We start from the raw sequence: 14,778 nt of genomic DNA on the forward strand, positions 1-14,778 counted from the left end.
TGGCTCCTTCAGACCGCTACCAGGCGCACGCTGGCGCCTTCGCCGACGCCCAGGGCCTCGGCGGCTTCAACACTCAGGGCCACCGGCTTGCCGGGCGCCCAGTCCAGGTCCAGCACGACCGCGCGGAAGTCCTGCAACTGGCCGTTGGTGACCAGGTATGGACGCCCGCTCTTCGGCGCCTCGCCGATCTTCACCGGAACCACCCGGCTCTGGGCGATCGAGCGAATCCCCGAGGTACGCGCGTGCAGGGTCGGGCCGCCATCGAAGATGTCGATGTAGTTGTCGGTCTCGAAGCCTTCGCGCATCAGGATGTCGAAGGTGATCTGCGCTCGCGGGTGAACCTGGCCCATGGATTCCTGGGCGGCATCCGGCAACAGCGGCACGTAGATCGGATAGTGCGGCATCAGTTCGGCGAGGAAGGTGCGGCTCTTCAGCCCGGAGAGCTTTTCCGCCTCGATGTAGTTCAGGTCGAAGAAGTTGCGCCCGACCGCGTTCCAGAACGGCGATTCGCCCTGCTCGTCGCTGTAGCCGACGATCTCCACCACCACCGCGTCGGCGAAGCGCTCCGGATGGCTGGCCATGAACAGCAGGCGACCGCGCGAGTTGAGTTCGGCATAGACGCTCTGCACCAGGTCGCGCTGTACGTAGAAACTGGTCAGCAGGCTGTTGCCGGTAAGGTCGTGGCACAGCGAGAGAACATGGATCTTGTTGTGGATCGACAGCGAGCGCGAGGCGTGCACGAAGGTTTCGTTGCGGAAGCTGTAGAACGGTTCCGAGAACCCGGCCGAGGCGACGATCGCCGAGCAGCCGACCAGCTCGCCGCTGGCGCTGTCCTCGAGGACGAAGAAATAGCTTTCCTCGCCGTTGTAGCTCACCTCCGCGGCGAACGAGGCCTCGGAAGCGAGGATCTTGTCGCGCAGACGTTCGGCGTCATCCGGCAAGGACGTGACGCCTACCGGGCTGTCCGCCGCCAGACGCTGCACCTGTGGCAGGTCGGCCGCTTGGGCGGGGCGCATCACCAACATGGCGTCACTCCTTTCTCAGACAACGATGATTGCCGCATCCATGCGCGGGACCGCGGCACCTTCCTGTGCCACGGTTTCGAACGTCCAGCAGGGAAGATCCCGCGCCACGCACGGCGGCACGGTTCCCGGCTCCGGCGCGGGCCGCTCCGGGATGTCGCATCGGGTGCCCCGGCCTGCGCCGGGGCCCCGTGGGTTCGCTCAGCCGCGGACCAGCTTGGCCACGGCGCGCTCGAAGCGCTCCAGGCCTTCGTCGATCTCGGCGTCGTCGATCACCAGGCTCGGCGCGAAGCGCACCACGTCCGGGCTGGCCTGGAGCACCATGACCGCCTCTTTCTCGGCGGCGTTGAGCACATCCCTGGCCTTGCCCTTCCACTCGTCGGTCAGCGCCGCGCCGATCAGCAGGCCCATGCCGCGAATCTCGCCGAAGATGCCGTACTCCTGGCCGATCTTCTGCAGGCGGGACTTGAAGCGCTCATGCTTGGCCTTCACGCCATCCAGCACTTCCGGGGTATTGATCACGTCCAGCGCCGCCTCGGCCACCGCCGAGGCCAGCGGGTTGCCGCCGTAGGTGGTGCCGTGGGTGCCGACCGACAGGTGCTTGGCGATCTCGCCGGTGGTCAGCATCGCACCGATAGGGAAGCCGCCGCCCAGGCTCTTGGCGCTGGAGAGGATGTCCGGGACCACGCCGTAGTGCATGTAGGCGAACAGCTCGCCGACCCGGCCCATGCCGCTCTGGACCTCGTCGAAGACGAGCAGCGCGTTGTGCTCGTCGCACAGCTTGCGCGCCCCTTCCAGGTAGGCCTGCTGCGCCGGCAGCACGCCGCCCTCGCCCTGGATCGGTTCCAGCACCACGGCGCAGGTCTTGTCGGAGATCGCCGCCTTCAGCGCTTCCAGGTCGTTGTAGGGAACGTGGGTGATACCCTCGAACTTGGGCCCGAAGCCATCGGAATACTTCGGCTGGCCGCCGACGTTGACGGTGAACAGGGTGCGCCCGTGGAAGCTGTTGCTGGCGGCGATGATCTCGTACTTCTGCGGGCCGTAGACATCGTTGGCGTAGCGGCGAGCCAGCTTGAAGGCCGCCTCGTTGGCCTCGGCGCCGGAGTTGGCGAGGAACACCCGCTCGGCGAAGGTGGCGTCCACCAGCTTGCGCGCCAGGCGCAGGGCCGGCTCGTTGGTGAAGACGTTGGAAACGTGCCAGATGCGCTGGGCCTGCTCGGTGAGCGCCTTGACCAGCGCCGGATGCGCGTGGCCCAGGGAGGTCACGGCGATGCCGCCGGCGAAATCGATCAGTTCGCGGCCGCTCTGGTCCCAGACGCGCGATCCCTCGCCTCGCACCGGGATGAAGGCGGCGGGGGCGTAGTTGGGGACCATATACCGGTCGAAATCGGCACGTTCTACCTGCGCATGGGGAGCGGACATCGGTGTTTCTCCTGCCTGAAGGCGGCTATCGATGAAAGGATTGTAGGGATTGGGACCGGGCCGGCATTGCCGCCATGCGACAACTTGTTATAGCGCCAACCCGGGAATTTCCGCGGCTTTCGGAAATGCGACAGAAAGCATCGGGAAGGCGCAGTGTAAACGCGCGATGCACTCGGTTGCATACTTCTTCTACGCCGCCCCGCGGGCGGGAACAGCAGGGAAACAAGCCATGCCCATCGAGGGAATCGACTACCGTCTCGTCTTCGCCTCCGACGTCAATCCGCGCGACGGCCTCGGCCTGGAGTGCTGGCGCGGCGAACAGCCGCTGTTCGAGGTATTTCGCGACGACGCCGGCCGGCGTTTCGTGGTCAACCTGTTCGCCAGCGACGTTCCGCTGGAACTGCTGGAGGCGATCATTCCGACGGCCCGTCGCGAACTCGGCGACTTCCCGAGGCGATCCGCCTCCCGGGGCGTCGCAAAGCCCGGCTGAAACCGCCGCGCCGTTGGCGATCAGCCGCGTTCGACGGGAGTGAAGGTCGTCTCGAAGGCGCTGCCGCCGCGCCGCTGGTTGCGGTCCTCGCGCGGAGTGACGCCGAAGAAGTTGCGGTAGGCGCTGGAGAAATGCGGCCCGGAAGAGAAACCGCAGGACAGGCCGATCTGGATGATCGACTTGCTGGTCTGCATCAGCATCTGCCGCGCGCGGTTCAGGCGCAGCTCCAGGTAGTACTGGCTGGGTACGCGGTTCAGGTATTGCTTGAAGATCCGTTCCAACTGGCGCCGCGAAACGCACACATGCTGGGCGATCTCGTCGGTGGTCAGTGGCTCCTCGATATTGGCTTCCATCAGCAGTACCGCCTGGGTCAGCTTCGGATGGCTGGAGCCGAGGCGATTCTTCAGCGGGATGCGCTGGCGCTCGTTGCCTTCGCGGATGCGCTCCACCACCAACTCCTCCGAGACCGCGCCGGCCAGTTCAGCGCCATGGTCGCGGGACAGCAGCGCCAACAGCAGGTCGAGTACCGCCATGCCGCCGCAGGCGGTCATGCGGTCGCGATCCCACTCGAACAGGTGGTTGGTGGCGATGACCTTGGGGAAGCGCTCGGTGAAGTCATCGTGCCAACGCCAGTGCACCGCGGCGCGATAGCCGTCGAGCAGGCCGAGCTGGGCCAGCGGGTAGATGCCGGCGGACAGCGCGCCGATCGCCGCTCCCGAACGCGCCAGTTGCTTGAGCGCCAGGCCCAGCGCTGGCGACACCGCCGCCGGCGCCTCGTCGGCGACCAGGAACAGCCGCGAGCATTGCTCCAGCCTGCCGTTCCAGGCCGTTCCCGGCAGGCGCCAGCCCTCCTCTTCGGCCGGCGCTTCGGCGAGCAGGAACAGCGGCTCGTAGAGCGCCTCGGGGTGCAACCGCCGGGCCGCCCGCAGGGCTTCCTCGGCAAGCGATAGCGTCAGCGCGCGGGTGGCGGGCCAGAGGAGGAAACCGATGCGTTGGGGTTGGGCAGTCATGGGAGCAGCTTAGCCGGCCTCTGCGATGAATGTTACTTGAGGCTGCCGGAGAGGAACTGCTTGAGGCGGTCCGACTGCGGGTTGGCGAGGACTTCCTTCGGGCAGCCGTGTTCCTCGACCAGGCCCTTGTGCAGGAACACCAACTGGTTCGACACCTCGCGGGCGAAACCCATCTCGTGGGTCACCACCACCATGGTGCGGCCTTCCTGGGCCAGGTCCTGCATGACCTTCAGCACTTCGCCCACCAGTTCGGGGTCGAGCGCCGAGGTCGGCTCGTCGAACAGCATCACTTCCGGCTCCACCGCCAGCGCCCGGGCGATCGCCACGCGCTGCTGCTCGCCGCCGCTCATGTGCGCCGGGTAGGCGTCCTTGCGGTGCGCCACGCCGACCTTGGCCAGGTAGTGCTCGGCCTTCTCGATGGCTTCCTTCTTCGACACGCCGAGCACATGCACGGGCGCCTCGATGACGTTCTCCAAGGCGCTCATGTGCGACCACAGGTTGAAATGCTGGAACACCATCGACAGGCGCGAGCGCATGCGCTGCAACTGGCGGGAGTCGGCGGCCTTCAGCGCGCCGTCGCGGCCGGGCACCAGCTTCAGCTCCTCGCCGTTGAGCAGGATCTTGCCGGCGTGCGGCTGCTCCAGCAGGTTGATGCAGCGCAGGAAGGTGCTCTTGCCGGAACCGCTCGAGCCGATGATGCTGATCACGTCGCCCGCTTTCGCCGCCAGCGAGACGCCCTTGAGCACCTCGTGGCTACCGTAGCGCTTGTGCAGGTCTTGGACTTCCAGTTTGTACATGTGTGTGTTCTCGGCTAATCAGTCGCTGAGCAAGCGTCCCTGACGGATCGGTTGACGACCGGCCACCTTGGCCAGCCAGAGTCCCGGCTGCGCGTAGCGCATCCGTTCGATGGCGAAAAGCACGCCGGAAACCCCGGCGCACACGGTGCTGGCACGGTCGGCCAGGGGATCGATGACCTGGAACAGCGGTTCGCCCGCCTCCACCCATTCGCCCGGCCGGCGCAGGAAACTCACCACGCCGGTATGCGGGGCGTGGACGTATTCGGTGCCCTCGAAGGGCAAGCCTTCGCAGCAGGCTTCGGGCGCCGCCGGCCATTCGCCCTCGACGAAGCCCTGCTCGGCGAGGAAGGCCAGGATCGCCGCGGCGTTGGCCTCGGCCTGCTGCGCCGTGGTATCGGCCTGGCCGCCGAGTTCGACGGTGGTCGCCAGGCAGGCCAGCGGCAGCTCGGCGCGCGGATACAGGCGCGACAGGCGCAGCCACGGCACCGAGCAGGCCTCGTCGAAGGAACCGCCGCCGGACTCCTCGGCGAGCAGCCCGACGGCGGCGCCCAGGCGTGCGGCCAGGGAGGCGAAGGCGGGCCATTGCTGCGGCAGGGTATAGAGATGGATGGCGGCCTCGAAGTCGCAATGCAGGTCGAGCACCAGGTCGGCGTCGCAGGCGTGGCGATAGAGCAGGCGCTGCATGCCCTCCAGTTCCGAGGTCGCCGGCGGCAGGGCGTCCAGCGCCGCGCGCAGGGCCTGGCGGACCAGCGCGACATTGGCCGCCGGATCGCTGCCGAGACGCTCGCCGACGCTGTCGATCACCGCGTCCAGCAGGTCGGGGAAATCGCGATTGAAGTTGCGCCCGCTGCTCATTTCGAAGCGCCCCTGGTGCAGCGCCTGGATCATCTGCCCGAGACCGACCGGATTGGCCACCGGCACCAGCTCGACGGTGCCGCGCAGGCGGCCTTCCGCCTCCAGCAGGCGCAACCGCTGCTTCAGCTCCCAGGCGGTGCGCATGCCCGGCAGCTCGTCGGCGTGCAGGCTGGACTGGATGTAGACCTTGCGCGCGCCGCAGCCGAAGCGGAACACGCTCAGGCGCTTCTCGCTTCCCAGGGTGCTCCACGGCAGCAGGTGGTCGATACGCTCCATGCGGTCCTCCGGATCAGGATTTGCGCGGCGCCAGGTAGGCCAGCCAGCGGCGCTCGGCAAGCTTGAACAGGCGCACCAGGATGAAGGTCAGGCACAGGTAGAACAGGCCGGCGGTGATGAACGCCTCGAACGGCAGGTAGTACTGCGAGTAGACGGTCCGCGCGGCGCCGGTGATGTCCACCAGGGTGACGATGGACGCCAGGCTGGTGGTCTGCAGCATCATGATCACTTCGTTGCTGTACTGCGGCAGCGCACGCCGCAGTGCCGACGGCAGGAGGATGCGGCGGTACATCTTCAGGCGCGACATGCCCATCGCCTTGGCCGCCTCGATCTCGCCATGGGGCGTGGCCTTCAGGCTGCCGGCGAGGATCTCGGCGGTGTAGGCGCTGGTGTTGATGGCGAACGCCAGGCAGGCGCAGAAGGACGCGTTCGACAGCCAGGGCCACAGCGCGCTCTCGCGCACCGCGTCGAACTGCGCCAGGCCGTAGTAGATCAGGAACAGCTGGACCAGCATCGGCGTGCCGCGGATCACGTAGGTGTAGAGCCAGGCCGGGAAGTTCACCAGCGGCTGCTTGGAGACCCGCATCAGCGCCAGCGGCACCGCCAGCAGCAGGCCGATCAGCAGGGAGATCGAGAGCAGCTTGAGGGTGACCAGCAGGCCGTCGAAATAGAGCGGAAGGCTGTCCCAGATGACGGAGAAATCGAAGATCACGATAGGGCCCCTTGACTCACAGTTCCGCGGTTTTCACGCCGACCGAATAGCGGCGTTCGAGCAGGCGCAGCAACAGCAGCGACACGCTGGTCACCAGCAGGTACAGGCCAGCCACGGCGAGGTAGTAGGTGAACGGCTCGCGGGTCGCATCGGAGGCCTGCTTGGCCTTGAACATCATGTCCTGCAGGCCGACCACGGAAATCAGCGCGGTGGCCTTGACCAGCACCAGCCAGTTGTTGGTGAAGCCGGGGATCGCCAGGCGGATCATCTGCGGCACCTGGATGCGGAAGAACACCTGGCGGTGGCTCATGCCATAGGCGTAGCCGGCCTCGCCCTGGCCCTTGGGGATCGCCATGAAGGCGCCGCGGAAGGTCTCCGAGAGATAGGCGCCGAAGATGAAGCCGAGGGTGCCGACGCCGGACACGAAGGGATTCAGGTCGATGTAGTCGTCGTAGCCGAGTTGCGGGGCGACCCAGTTCAGCAGGCCCTGGCCGCCGTAGAAGATCAGCAGGATCAGCACCAGGTCGGGAATGCCGCGCACTACCGTGGCGTACAGGTCGCCGCACCAGGCCAGCCAGCGCACCGGCGACAGGCGGAAGGCCGCGCCCAGCAGGCCGAGGACGATGGCCAGGAGCATGGAAAGCAGGGCCAGCTGGAGAGTCAGCCAGGCGCCATCGACGATGGTCGCACCGTAGCCAGTGATCATCAAAACGGTACCTCTATGCAGCTAATGCAGCGCTAAAGCAGTGGCGTCCACTCAATAAAAAAGTGGCACAAACAGCGCGAGGCGTCGCGGACGTTTGTGCCACCTCTGACGGATAGCGTCAGTTCGAACCGTAGACGTCGAAGCTGAAGTACTTGTCCTGGATCTGCTTGTACTTGCCGTTGGCGCGCAGCGCGTCGATGGCCGCGTTGAACTTGCCGGCCAGCTCGCTATCGCCCTTGCGCACGGCGATGCCGACGCCTTCGCCGAAGTACTTGGCATCGGTCAGTCGCGGACCGACGAAGGCGTAGCCCTTGCCGGCATCGGTCTTGAGGAAGCCGTCCTCGAGGTTCACCGAGTCGGCGACCACCGCGTCGAGGCGACCGGCCACCAGGTCCATGTTGGCTTCCTGCTGGGAGTTGTAGCGCACCACTTCGACGCCGGCCGGGGTCAGTTCGGCGGAGGCGTAGCGGTCGGCGGTACTGCCACGCAGCACGCCGGCCTTCTTGCCCTTCAGGTCGGCCTTGGGATCGTTGAGGCTGGCGCCTTCCTTCATCACGAAGCGCGCCGGGGTGTTGTAGTACTTGTTGGTGAAGTCGACCGAACGCTTGCGCTCGTCGGTGATGGTCATCGACGAGAGGATCGCATCGATCTTGCGCACCTTGAGTGCCGGGATCAGGCCGTCGAACTCCTGCTCGACCCACTTGCACTGCACCTTCATCTCTTCGCAGAGGGCATTGCCGATATCCACGTCGAAGCCTGCCAGCTGGCCGTCCGGGGTCTTCAGCGAGAACGGCGGATAGGCCGCCTCGATGCCGATGCGCACCGGCTTGTCGGCGGCGAAAGTGGGCAGGGAGAGCACGGACAGCGCCAGGGCGCCGAGAAGTGCGAGCTTCTTCATCTGGAACTCCTTCGAAGGGGATGGCATCGATTGGCAGGAGAAATAGAACCTTGCCCAGGCTGCCGACGGATATGCGTGATCACCGGCTCTTGCGCATGGCGCCTTCTCGTGGACAGGGCGCCAGCTGGGGTGAGCGGCATTCTAGCGACAGGCCGAAAGTGGTTATTTCTTCAATGCGACAACTAATTATAAAAGCACCGAAGAGGGCATTCGGCGATATTGACAGGCAGCGACATTTGTGCCCGGAAAGCGCGAAGTGTAATCAATGAGTAAAGCAAATCTCAAGCCATAAATTGCCAGTTCCTTCTCCTTCAATGGCTTGGCCGCTACGACTCGCCTCGACTGCTACCCCGTGTCGCACCTTGGCTGTGCGTGGCGTTTCCTCTCGCCCCAATTATGCGCAGGCGCGCATCACCGAAGTGTTACCGCCGCCCCATTCCCGGCGCGAGCCCATTCGAAACGCCCTCCTCCTCGGCCCCCGCCAAATGAAAGACCCCGCGCGGCTCGCACCGCGCGGGGTCGTTTCGGATCAGGCGGAAGTCAGGCGGCCTGCATCGAGCGATGGGTCTCGATCAGGTGCTGGACCACGCCCGGGTCGGCAAGGGTGGAGATGTCGCCGAGGGTGTCGTACTCGGCCGCGGCGATCTTGCGCAGGATGCGCCGCATGATCTTGCCCGAACGGGTCTTCGGCAGTCCCGGCGCCCACTGGATCACATCCGGCGTGGCGATCGGACCGATCTCGCGGCGGACCCATTGCTTCAGCTCCTGGCGCAGCGCCTCGCTCGGCTCGACCCCGGAGTTGAGGGTGACGTAGACATAGATGCCCTGCCCCTTGATGTCGTGCTGCATGCCGACCACCGCCGCCTCGGCGACCTTCGGGTGGGCGACCATCGCGCTTTCCACCTCGGCGGTGCCCATGCGGTGGCCGGAGACGTTGAGCACGTCGTCGACCCGCCCGGTGATCCAGTAGTAGCCGTCCTCGTCGCGGCGCGCGCCGTCGCCGGTGAAGTACATGCCCTTGAAGGTCTTGAAGTAGGTGTCGACGAAGCGGTCATGGTCGCCGAACAGGGTCCGCGCCTGGCCCGGCCAGGAGTCGAGGATCACCAGGTTGCCCTCGGCGGCGCCTTCGATCAGGTTGCCGAGGTTGTCCACCAGCGCCGGGACCACGCCGAAGAACGGCTTGGCCGCGGAGCCCGGCTTCATCGCGTGGGCGCCCGGCAGCGGGGTCATCAGGCAGGCGCCGGTCTCGGTCTGCCACCAGGTGTCGACGATCGGGCAGCGCGACTGGCCGACGGTCTCGTAGTACCACTGCCAGGCTTCCGGGTTGATCGGCTCGCCCACCGAACCGAGCAGACGCAGGCTGGAACCGTCGGCACCGGCCACCGCCGCCTTGCCTTCGGCCATCATCGCGCGGATCGCGGTCGGCGCGGTGTAGAGGATGTTGACCTTGTGCTTGTCGATGATTTTCGCCACGCGGGTCACGTCGGGGTAGTTCGGCACGCCCTCGAACAGAATGGTGGTAGCGCCGTTGGCCAACGGGCCATAGACGATGTAGGTGTGGCCGGTGACCCAGCCGATGTCGGCGGTGCACCAGTAGACTTCGCCCGGACGGTAGTCGAAGACCCGCTCGTGGGTCAGCGAGGCGTACACCAGGTAGCCGCCGGTGGTATGCAGCACGCCCTTCGGCTTTCCGGTGGAGCCGGAGGTGTAGAGGATGAACAGCGGGTCCTCGGCGCCCATTTCCTTGGGTGCGCAAGTGCTGCCGGCAACCTTCATCAGGTCGTCGTACCAGACGTCGCGGTGCTGGTTCCACTTGATCTCCGCACCGGTACGCTTGCAGACGATGATCTTCTGCACGCTGGAGGTTTCCGGGTTGGTCAGGGCGTCGTCGACATTGGCCTTCAGCGGAGTGCGCTTGCCGCCGCGCACGCCTTCGTCGGCGGTGATCACCACCTTCGACTTGCAATCGATGATGCGTCCGGCCAGGGCCTCGGGGGAGAAGCCGCCGAAGACCACCGAGTGGATCGCGCCGATGCGGGTGCAGGCGAGCATGGCGACCACGGCCTCGGGGATCATCGGCATGTAGATGGTCACTACGTCGCCGCGGTGCACGTCCTGCCCGCGCAGGGCGTTGGCGAACTTGCAGACCTGCTCGTGGAGCTGGCGGTAGGTGATTTCCTGGTGGTAGGCGGGATCGTCGCCTTCCCAGATGATCGCCACCTGGTCGCCGCGTTCGGCGAGGTGACGGTCGAGGCAGTTGTGCGACACGTTGAGGGTGCCGTCGGCGAACCACTTGATGTCCACGTGATGGTCGTCGAAGGAGGTCTGCTTGACCTTCTCGAACGGCTTGATCCAGTCGATCCGCTGGGCCTGCTCGCGCCAGAAGCCGTCGGGGTTGACGACGGACTGCTGGTACATCGTCTTGTAGGTGGCTTCGTCGGTGAAGGTCCGTGCCACCGCTTCCGGGTGCACGGGGTACAGGGATGCCGCAGACATGGCTTTAACCTCGGTACGTGAGTGTTGTTTTTGTTGTGCCCAGTTGTAGCGAGCGCACACCCCACGAACCATACGACCATGGTCTTACCACTGCGCGACAGCGCCGATCGTAGCTATAAGCCGCGCCGATCGTAGCCTTGCGCCGGGCGGCGGAGCGCGTCCCGCGCCCCGCCGCCGCGACTCAACTCATGCCCAGCAGGCCCGGCAGCCACAGCGAGATCAACGGCACGTAGGTCACCAGGATCAGGAACAGCAGCAGGATCATCAGCCACGGCAGCGCCGCGCGGATGGTCGCCCCCAGCGGCATGCCGGTGACCGCCGAGGTGACGAACAGGTTGAGGCCCACTGGCGGGTGTACCAGGCCGATCTCCATGTTCACCACCATGACGATACCCAGGTGGATCGGATCGATGCCCAGCTTCATGGCGATGGGGAAGAAGATCGGCGCCAGGATCAGCACGATCGCCGAGGGCTCCATGAAGCTGCCGGCGACCAGCAGCACCACGTTGACCATCAGCAGGAAGCCGATCGGGGTCAGGCCTTCCTGCACCACCCATTCGGTGATCTGCTGGGGGATCTGCTCGGTGGTCAACACATGGGCGAAGAGCATGGCGTTGGCGATGATGAACATCAGCATGATGCTCAGCCGCCCCGACTCCAGCAGCACCTTGGGACAGTCGCGCAGGCGCATGTCCTTGTACACGAACAGCGCGACGAAGGCCGAGTACACCGCCGCCACCGCCGCCGCCTCGGTGGGGGTGAACAGCCCGGAATAGATGCCGCCGAGGATGATCACCAGCAACAACAGGCCCCAGCCTGCACGGCGTGCGGCGGCCAGCCACTCGCGAAAGCTGGCGCGCGGCTGCGCCGGCAGCTTCTTGACCCGCGCGACGATGTAGATCACCACCATCAGGATCACCCCGAGCAACAACCCCGGAACCACCCCGGCGACGAACAGCTTGCCCACCGAGGTCTCGGTGGCGGCGGCGTAGACCACCATCACGATCGATGGCGGGATGAGGATGCCCAGGGTCCCGGCATTGCAGATGATCCCCGCGCCGAAGGCGCGCGGATAGCCGGAGCGGACCATGCCGGCCACGGCGATCGAGCCGACCGCCGCCACTGTCGCCGGCGACGAACCGGACAGCGCGGCGAACAGCATGCAGGCGAGCACCGCAGCGATCGCCAGGCCGCCGCGGATATGCCCGACGCAGGCATTGGCGAAGTCGATCAGGCGCCGCGCCACGCCACCGGTGGTCATGAACGCGCCGGAGAGCAGGAAGAACGGGATCGCCAGCAGGGTGTAGGCCTCGGAGGTCTCGAACAGCTTGATCGCCAGCGAGCGCACCGAATCCGGGCTGAACAGCAGGATCGTCAGGGCGCCGGACAGCCCCAGGGAGATGGCGATGGGCACGCCGATGAACATGAACAGGAACAGCAGCAGGAACAGGATCAGCACGGTCATGGGCGGTTCTCCCCGGCCTCTTCGCCGGCCAGTTTGGAGGCCTCGGCGGCCTCGTCGGCGAGGCCCAGCCCGAGCTGGCGACCGCGCAACAGGTTGACGAGGATTTCCAGGTAGCGCAGCAGCACCAGGCCGAAGCCGACCGGCACCACCACCGCGATGTAGGCCTGGAGGATGCCGAAGTGGTCGAGGTCCTCGGCGCCGATGCCGGCGACCAACAGGGTCTTCACCCAGTCGTAGCTGGCGACCATGAACAGCCCGGCGTAGCCCAGGCAGCAGAGGCAGGCGAGTATCCCGATCAGGCGCTGCAAGGGACGCGGCGCCAGGCGCACCAGGGCATCCACCCCGAGGTGGCCGGCGGTGCGTACGCCGTAGGCGATGCCGAGGAAGATCAGCCAGCCGAACAGCGCCTTGGTCAGCGCGTTGCTCCAGGACATGTCCTGGGCTACCCCGAGGATCGCGTCGCCCACCGAGTACAGCGGAGCCCGCAGTGTCGGCAGGCGGTCGCCGAGGTCGTAGAACAGGGTGAAGACGTTGGTCATCACCACATAGAGGAAGGTCACCAGCGTCATCGCCGCCAGCAGGAAGGCGATAGCGCCCTCCTCGAAGCGGTTCCAGACGCGCACGAGTCGATTCATCGCAGCGTTCTCCACAATGCCCCGCCCGGCCGGGCGGTGCCGGACGGGTCAATCGGGACGGTTGGAGGCTTCGGCGGCCTGGAGCAGGTCAGCGCCGACATTGCCGCGGAATTTCTGCCATACCGGCTGCATCGCCTGGCGCCAGTCGGCGCGCTGCTGCGGGGTCAGGGTATGGATCTCGCTGACGCCACTGGCGAGGATGCGCTGGCGGGCGTCGCGGTTGAGGCGCTCGGCCTCGAGGTTCACCTGCACGGTGACCTCGTCCATGATCCGCTGCAGCGCTTCGCGGATGTCCGCCGGGAGGCCGTTCCAGAACTTCGCGTTGGTGATCACCATGTAGTCCACCAGGCCGTGGTTGGACTCGGTGAAATACTTCTGCACCTCGTTGACCTTCTGGCTCTCGTAGTTCGACCAGGTGTTCTCGGTGCCATTCACCACGCCGGTCTGCAAGCCCTGGTAGACCTCGGCGAAGGACATCTTCCGGGAGATCGCGCGGAGCTGGCGGAACTGCTCGTTGAGCACGTCGGACGCCTGCACGCGGAATTTCAGCCCGCGCGCGTCTTCCGGCTCCAGCAACGGGCGATTGGCGGAGAGCTGCTTCATCCCGTTGTGCCAATAGGCCAGGCCGAGGATGCCCTTGCCCTGCATGCTGGTCAGCAGGGCGCGCCCCTGCGGGCTGCGCTGGAAGCGGTCGACCGCCTGGATGTCGTCGAAGAGGAACGGCAGGTCGAAGATCTGCACCTTGCGCGTGTACTGCTCGAACTTGGCCAGGGACGGCGCCAGCATCTGCACGTCGCCCAGCAGCAGCGCCTCCATTTCCTTGCCATCGCCGAACAGCGACGAGTTGGGATAGACGTCCACCTCGACCCGGCCGCCCAGGCGCTGTTCGACGAGCTTCTTGAACAGCAGCGCGCCCTGGCCCTTGGGCGTGTTTTCCGCGACCACGTGGGAAAACTTGATGACGATCGGCTGCGCGGCATTCGCCAGGCAGGAGCCACCGATCGCCAGGGCGCACAACAGCGCCCGTACCATCGTCTTGAACATTTCGTGACCTCAGATTGTTGTTGTGCTTTCGAGGTATCGACGAGCCTGACGCAGCCGGCGCGTTCGGAGAATTCGCCATTGCTCAAGCCCGCGTTCGCGTCTGTCGAACGCGTTCAGCCACCCTCCCCGGCCCGCTCCAGCAGGCGTCGCGCGCGTCCCAGCACCGGCGCGTCGACCATCTCGCCGTCGACCACGAAGACGCCGGCACCGGAGGCGCCGGCCTCTGCCACCCGACGCGCCCACTCCAGTTCCGCGAGACTCGGCATCAATGTCTGGTGGATCGGCTCGACCTGGCTCGGATGGATGCACAGCAACCCGCCGAAGCCCATGTCGCGAGCGAAGCGCACTGCCTCGACCAGTCCGACACGGTTCTGGATCGCCGGGTAGACGCCGTCCAGCGGCGGCGCCAGGCCTGCCAGGCGCGATTGCAGGAGCAGCGCGTAACGGGCGTGACCGAGAATCTGTTCGGCTGCGTTGCTGCCGGTGTTGAGATCGAGATCCAGGGCCAGGTCGAGGCTGCCGAAGGACAGCCGCTCGACCCCCGCGGCGGCGGCGATCTCGCCCAGCGCGGCAAGGCCGCGGGCACTCTCGACGATGGGCCAGACCGGCTTGCCGCTGGCCACGGCGGCGTGGCGCACCTGGGCGGCGCTCTCCACTTTCGGCAGGAGCAGGCCGATCACTCCGGCGTGGTCGCGGCACAGCGCCAGGTCGTCGGCATGTCCGGGATGCTCCGCCGCGTTGATCCGCACCAGCACCCGGGCTTCCGGCGTATCGACGAGGAAACGCCGGAGATTGGCCCGCGCCTCGACCTTCAGCCCCTCCTCCACCGCATCCTCGAGGTCGACGATGACCCGGTCGGCGCCGCTGGCAAGGGCCTTGGGGATCCGCTCCGGGCGGGTCGCCGGGACGAACAGCGCGCTGCGCACGATCTGTCGGTTCATGTCCGTCTC

Annotated in this window: 14 protein-coding genes; 1 reads left to right on the forward strand and 13 read right to left on the reverse strand. The window is 66.3% G+C overall.

Annotated features, from left to right (window positions below; translation table 11 throughout):
- Positions 1 to 8: 8 nt before the first annotated feature.
- Both aruF and aruC read right to left on the reverse strand, forming a co-directional pair.
- Positions 9 to 1,025, reverse strand: coding sequence for an arginine/ornithine succinyltransferase subunit alpha (gene aruF, locus VQ067_RS21685; RefSeq protein WP_003085950.1), 1,017 nt, complete (start codon positions 1,023 to 1,025; stop codon positions 9 to 11).
- Between the two features lie 198 nt (positions 1,026 to 1,223).
- Positions 1,224 to 2,444 (reverse strand): bifunctional succinylornithine transaminase/acetylornithine aminotransferase, encoded by a 1,221-nt coding sequence (aruC, locus tag VQ067_RS21690; RefSeq protein ID WP_003085948.1) that lies wholly within the window; start codon positions 2,442 to 2,444, stop codon positions 1,224 to 1,226.
- A 166-nt stretch (positions 2,445 to 2,610) separates the two neighbouring features.
- On the opposite strand from aruC, the gene VQ067_RS21695 reads away from it, so the two are divergent.
- Positions 2,611 to 2,934, forward strand: a complete 324-nt coding sequence (locus VQ067_RS21695) for a hypothetical protein (protein ID WP_022580718.1) — start codon at positions 2,611 to 2,613, stop codon at positions 2,932 to 2,934.
- A gap of 20 nt (positions 2,935 to 2,954) precedes the next feature.
- Here VQ067_RS21695 and argR read toward each other — a convergent pair whose 3' ends face one another.
- The 11 genes from argR to VQ067_RS21750 all read right to left on the reverse strand — a co-directional run bounded on the left by argR (position 2,955) and on the right by VQ067_RS21750 (position 14,769).
- Positions 2,955 to 3,944 carry a transcriptional regulator ArgR gene (argR, locus tag VQ067_RS21700; RefSeq protein WP_003085944.1) on the reverse strand — a complete coding sequence of 330 codons (990 nt, stop codon included), beginning with the start codon at positions 3,942 to 3,944 and terminating at the stop codon, positions 2,955 to 2,957.
- 32 nt (positions 3,945 to 3,976) lie between these two features.
- Positions 3,977 to 4,741 (reverse strand): arginine/ornithine transport ATP-binding protein AotP, encoded by a 765-nt coding sequence (gene aotP / locus VQ067_RS21705; protein WP_003085940.1) that lies wholly within the window; start codon positions 4,739 to 4,741, stop codon positions 3,977 to 3,979.
- Positions 4,742 to 4,759: 18 nt separating this feature from the next.
- Complete coding sequence (locus VQ067_RS21710; protein ID WP_003085938.1) at positions 4,760 to 5,872, reverse strand: M14 family metallopeptidase; 1,113 nt, start codon at positions 5,870 to 5,872, stop codon at positions 4,760 to 4,762.
- A 13-nt stretch (positions 5,873 to 5,885) separates the two neighbouring features.
- Entirely contained in the window at positions 5,886 to 6,584 is a 699-nt protein-coding gene (locus VQ067_RS21715) for an ABC transporter permease (protein ID WP_003085936.1), read from the reverse strand.
- Between the two features lie 16 nt (positions 6,585 to 6,600).
- Positions 6,601 to 7,290 (reverse strand): ABC transporter permease, encoded by a 690-nt coding sequence (locus VQ067_RS21720; protein WP_003085934.1) that lies wholly within the window; start codon positions 7,288 to 7,290, stop codon positions 6,601 to 6,603.
- Positions 7,291 to 7,408: 118 nt separating this feature from the next.
- Positions 7,409 to 8,188 carry an ABC transporter substrate-binding protein gene (locus VQ067_RS21725; RefSeq protein ID WP_033990160.1) on the reverse strand — a complete coding sequence of 260 codons (780 nt, stop codon included), beginning with the start codon at positions 8,186 to 8,188 and terminating at the stop codon, positions 7,409 to 7,411.
- 540 nt (positions 8,189 to 8,728) lie between these two features.
- Positions 8,729 to 10,684, reverse strand: coding sequence for an acetate--CoA ligase (gene acs, locus VQ067_RS21730; protein ID WP_015503416.1), 1,956 nt, complete (start codon positions 10,682 to 10,684; stop codon positions 8,729 to 8,731).
- Positions 10,685 to 10,865: 181 nt separating this feature from the next.
- Positions 10,866 to 12,149: a C4-dicarboxylate TRAP transporter large permease protein DctM gene (gene dctM, locus VQ067_RS21735; RefSeq protein WP_003085927.1), complete on the reverse strand. Its 1,284-nt coding sequence runs from the start codon at positions 12,147 to 12,149 to the stop codon at positions 10,866 to 10,868.
- Positions 12,146 to 12,784, reverse strand: coding sequence for a TRAP transporter small permease (locus VQ067_RS21740; protein WP_003134273.1), 639 nt, complete (start codon positions 12,782 to 12,784; stop codon positions 12,146 to 12,148). The genes dctM and VQ067_RS21740 overlap by 4 nt, the downstream gene beginning before the upstream one ends.
- A gap of 48 nt (positions 12,785 to 12,832) precedes the next feature.
- Positions 12,833 to 13,828 (reverse strand): TRAP transporter substrate-binding protein, encoded by a 996-nt coding sequence (locus VQ067_RS21745; protein WP_003110262.1) that lies wholly within the window; start codon positions 13,826 to 13,828, stop codon positions 12,833 to 12,835.
- 113 nt (positions 13,829 to 13,941) lie between these two features.
- Positions 13,942 to 14,769: an HpcH/HpaI aldolase/citrate lyase family protein gene (locus tag VQ067_RS21750; RefSeq protein WP_003134274.1), complete on the reverse strand. Its 828-nt coding sequence runs from the start codon at positions 14,767 to 14,769 to the stop codon at positions 13,942 to 13,944.
- Between the last annotated feature and the right edge of the window lie 9 nt (positions 14,770 to 14,778).

The sequence above is a fragment of the Pseudomonas sp. KBN12P06040 genome, assembly GCF_037574965.1.
GTDB lineage: Bacteria > Pseudomonadota > Gammaproteobacteria > Pseudomonadales > Pseudomonadaceae > Pseudomonas > Pseudomonas aeruginosa.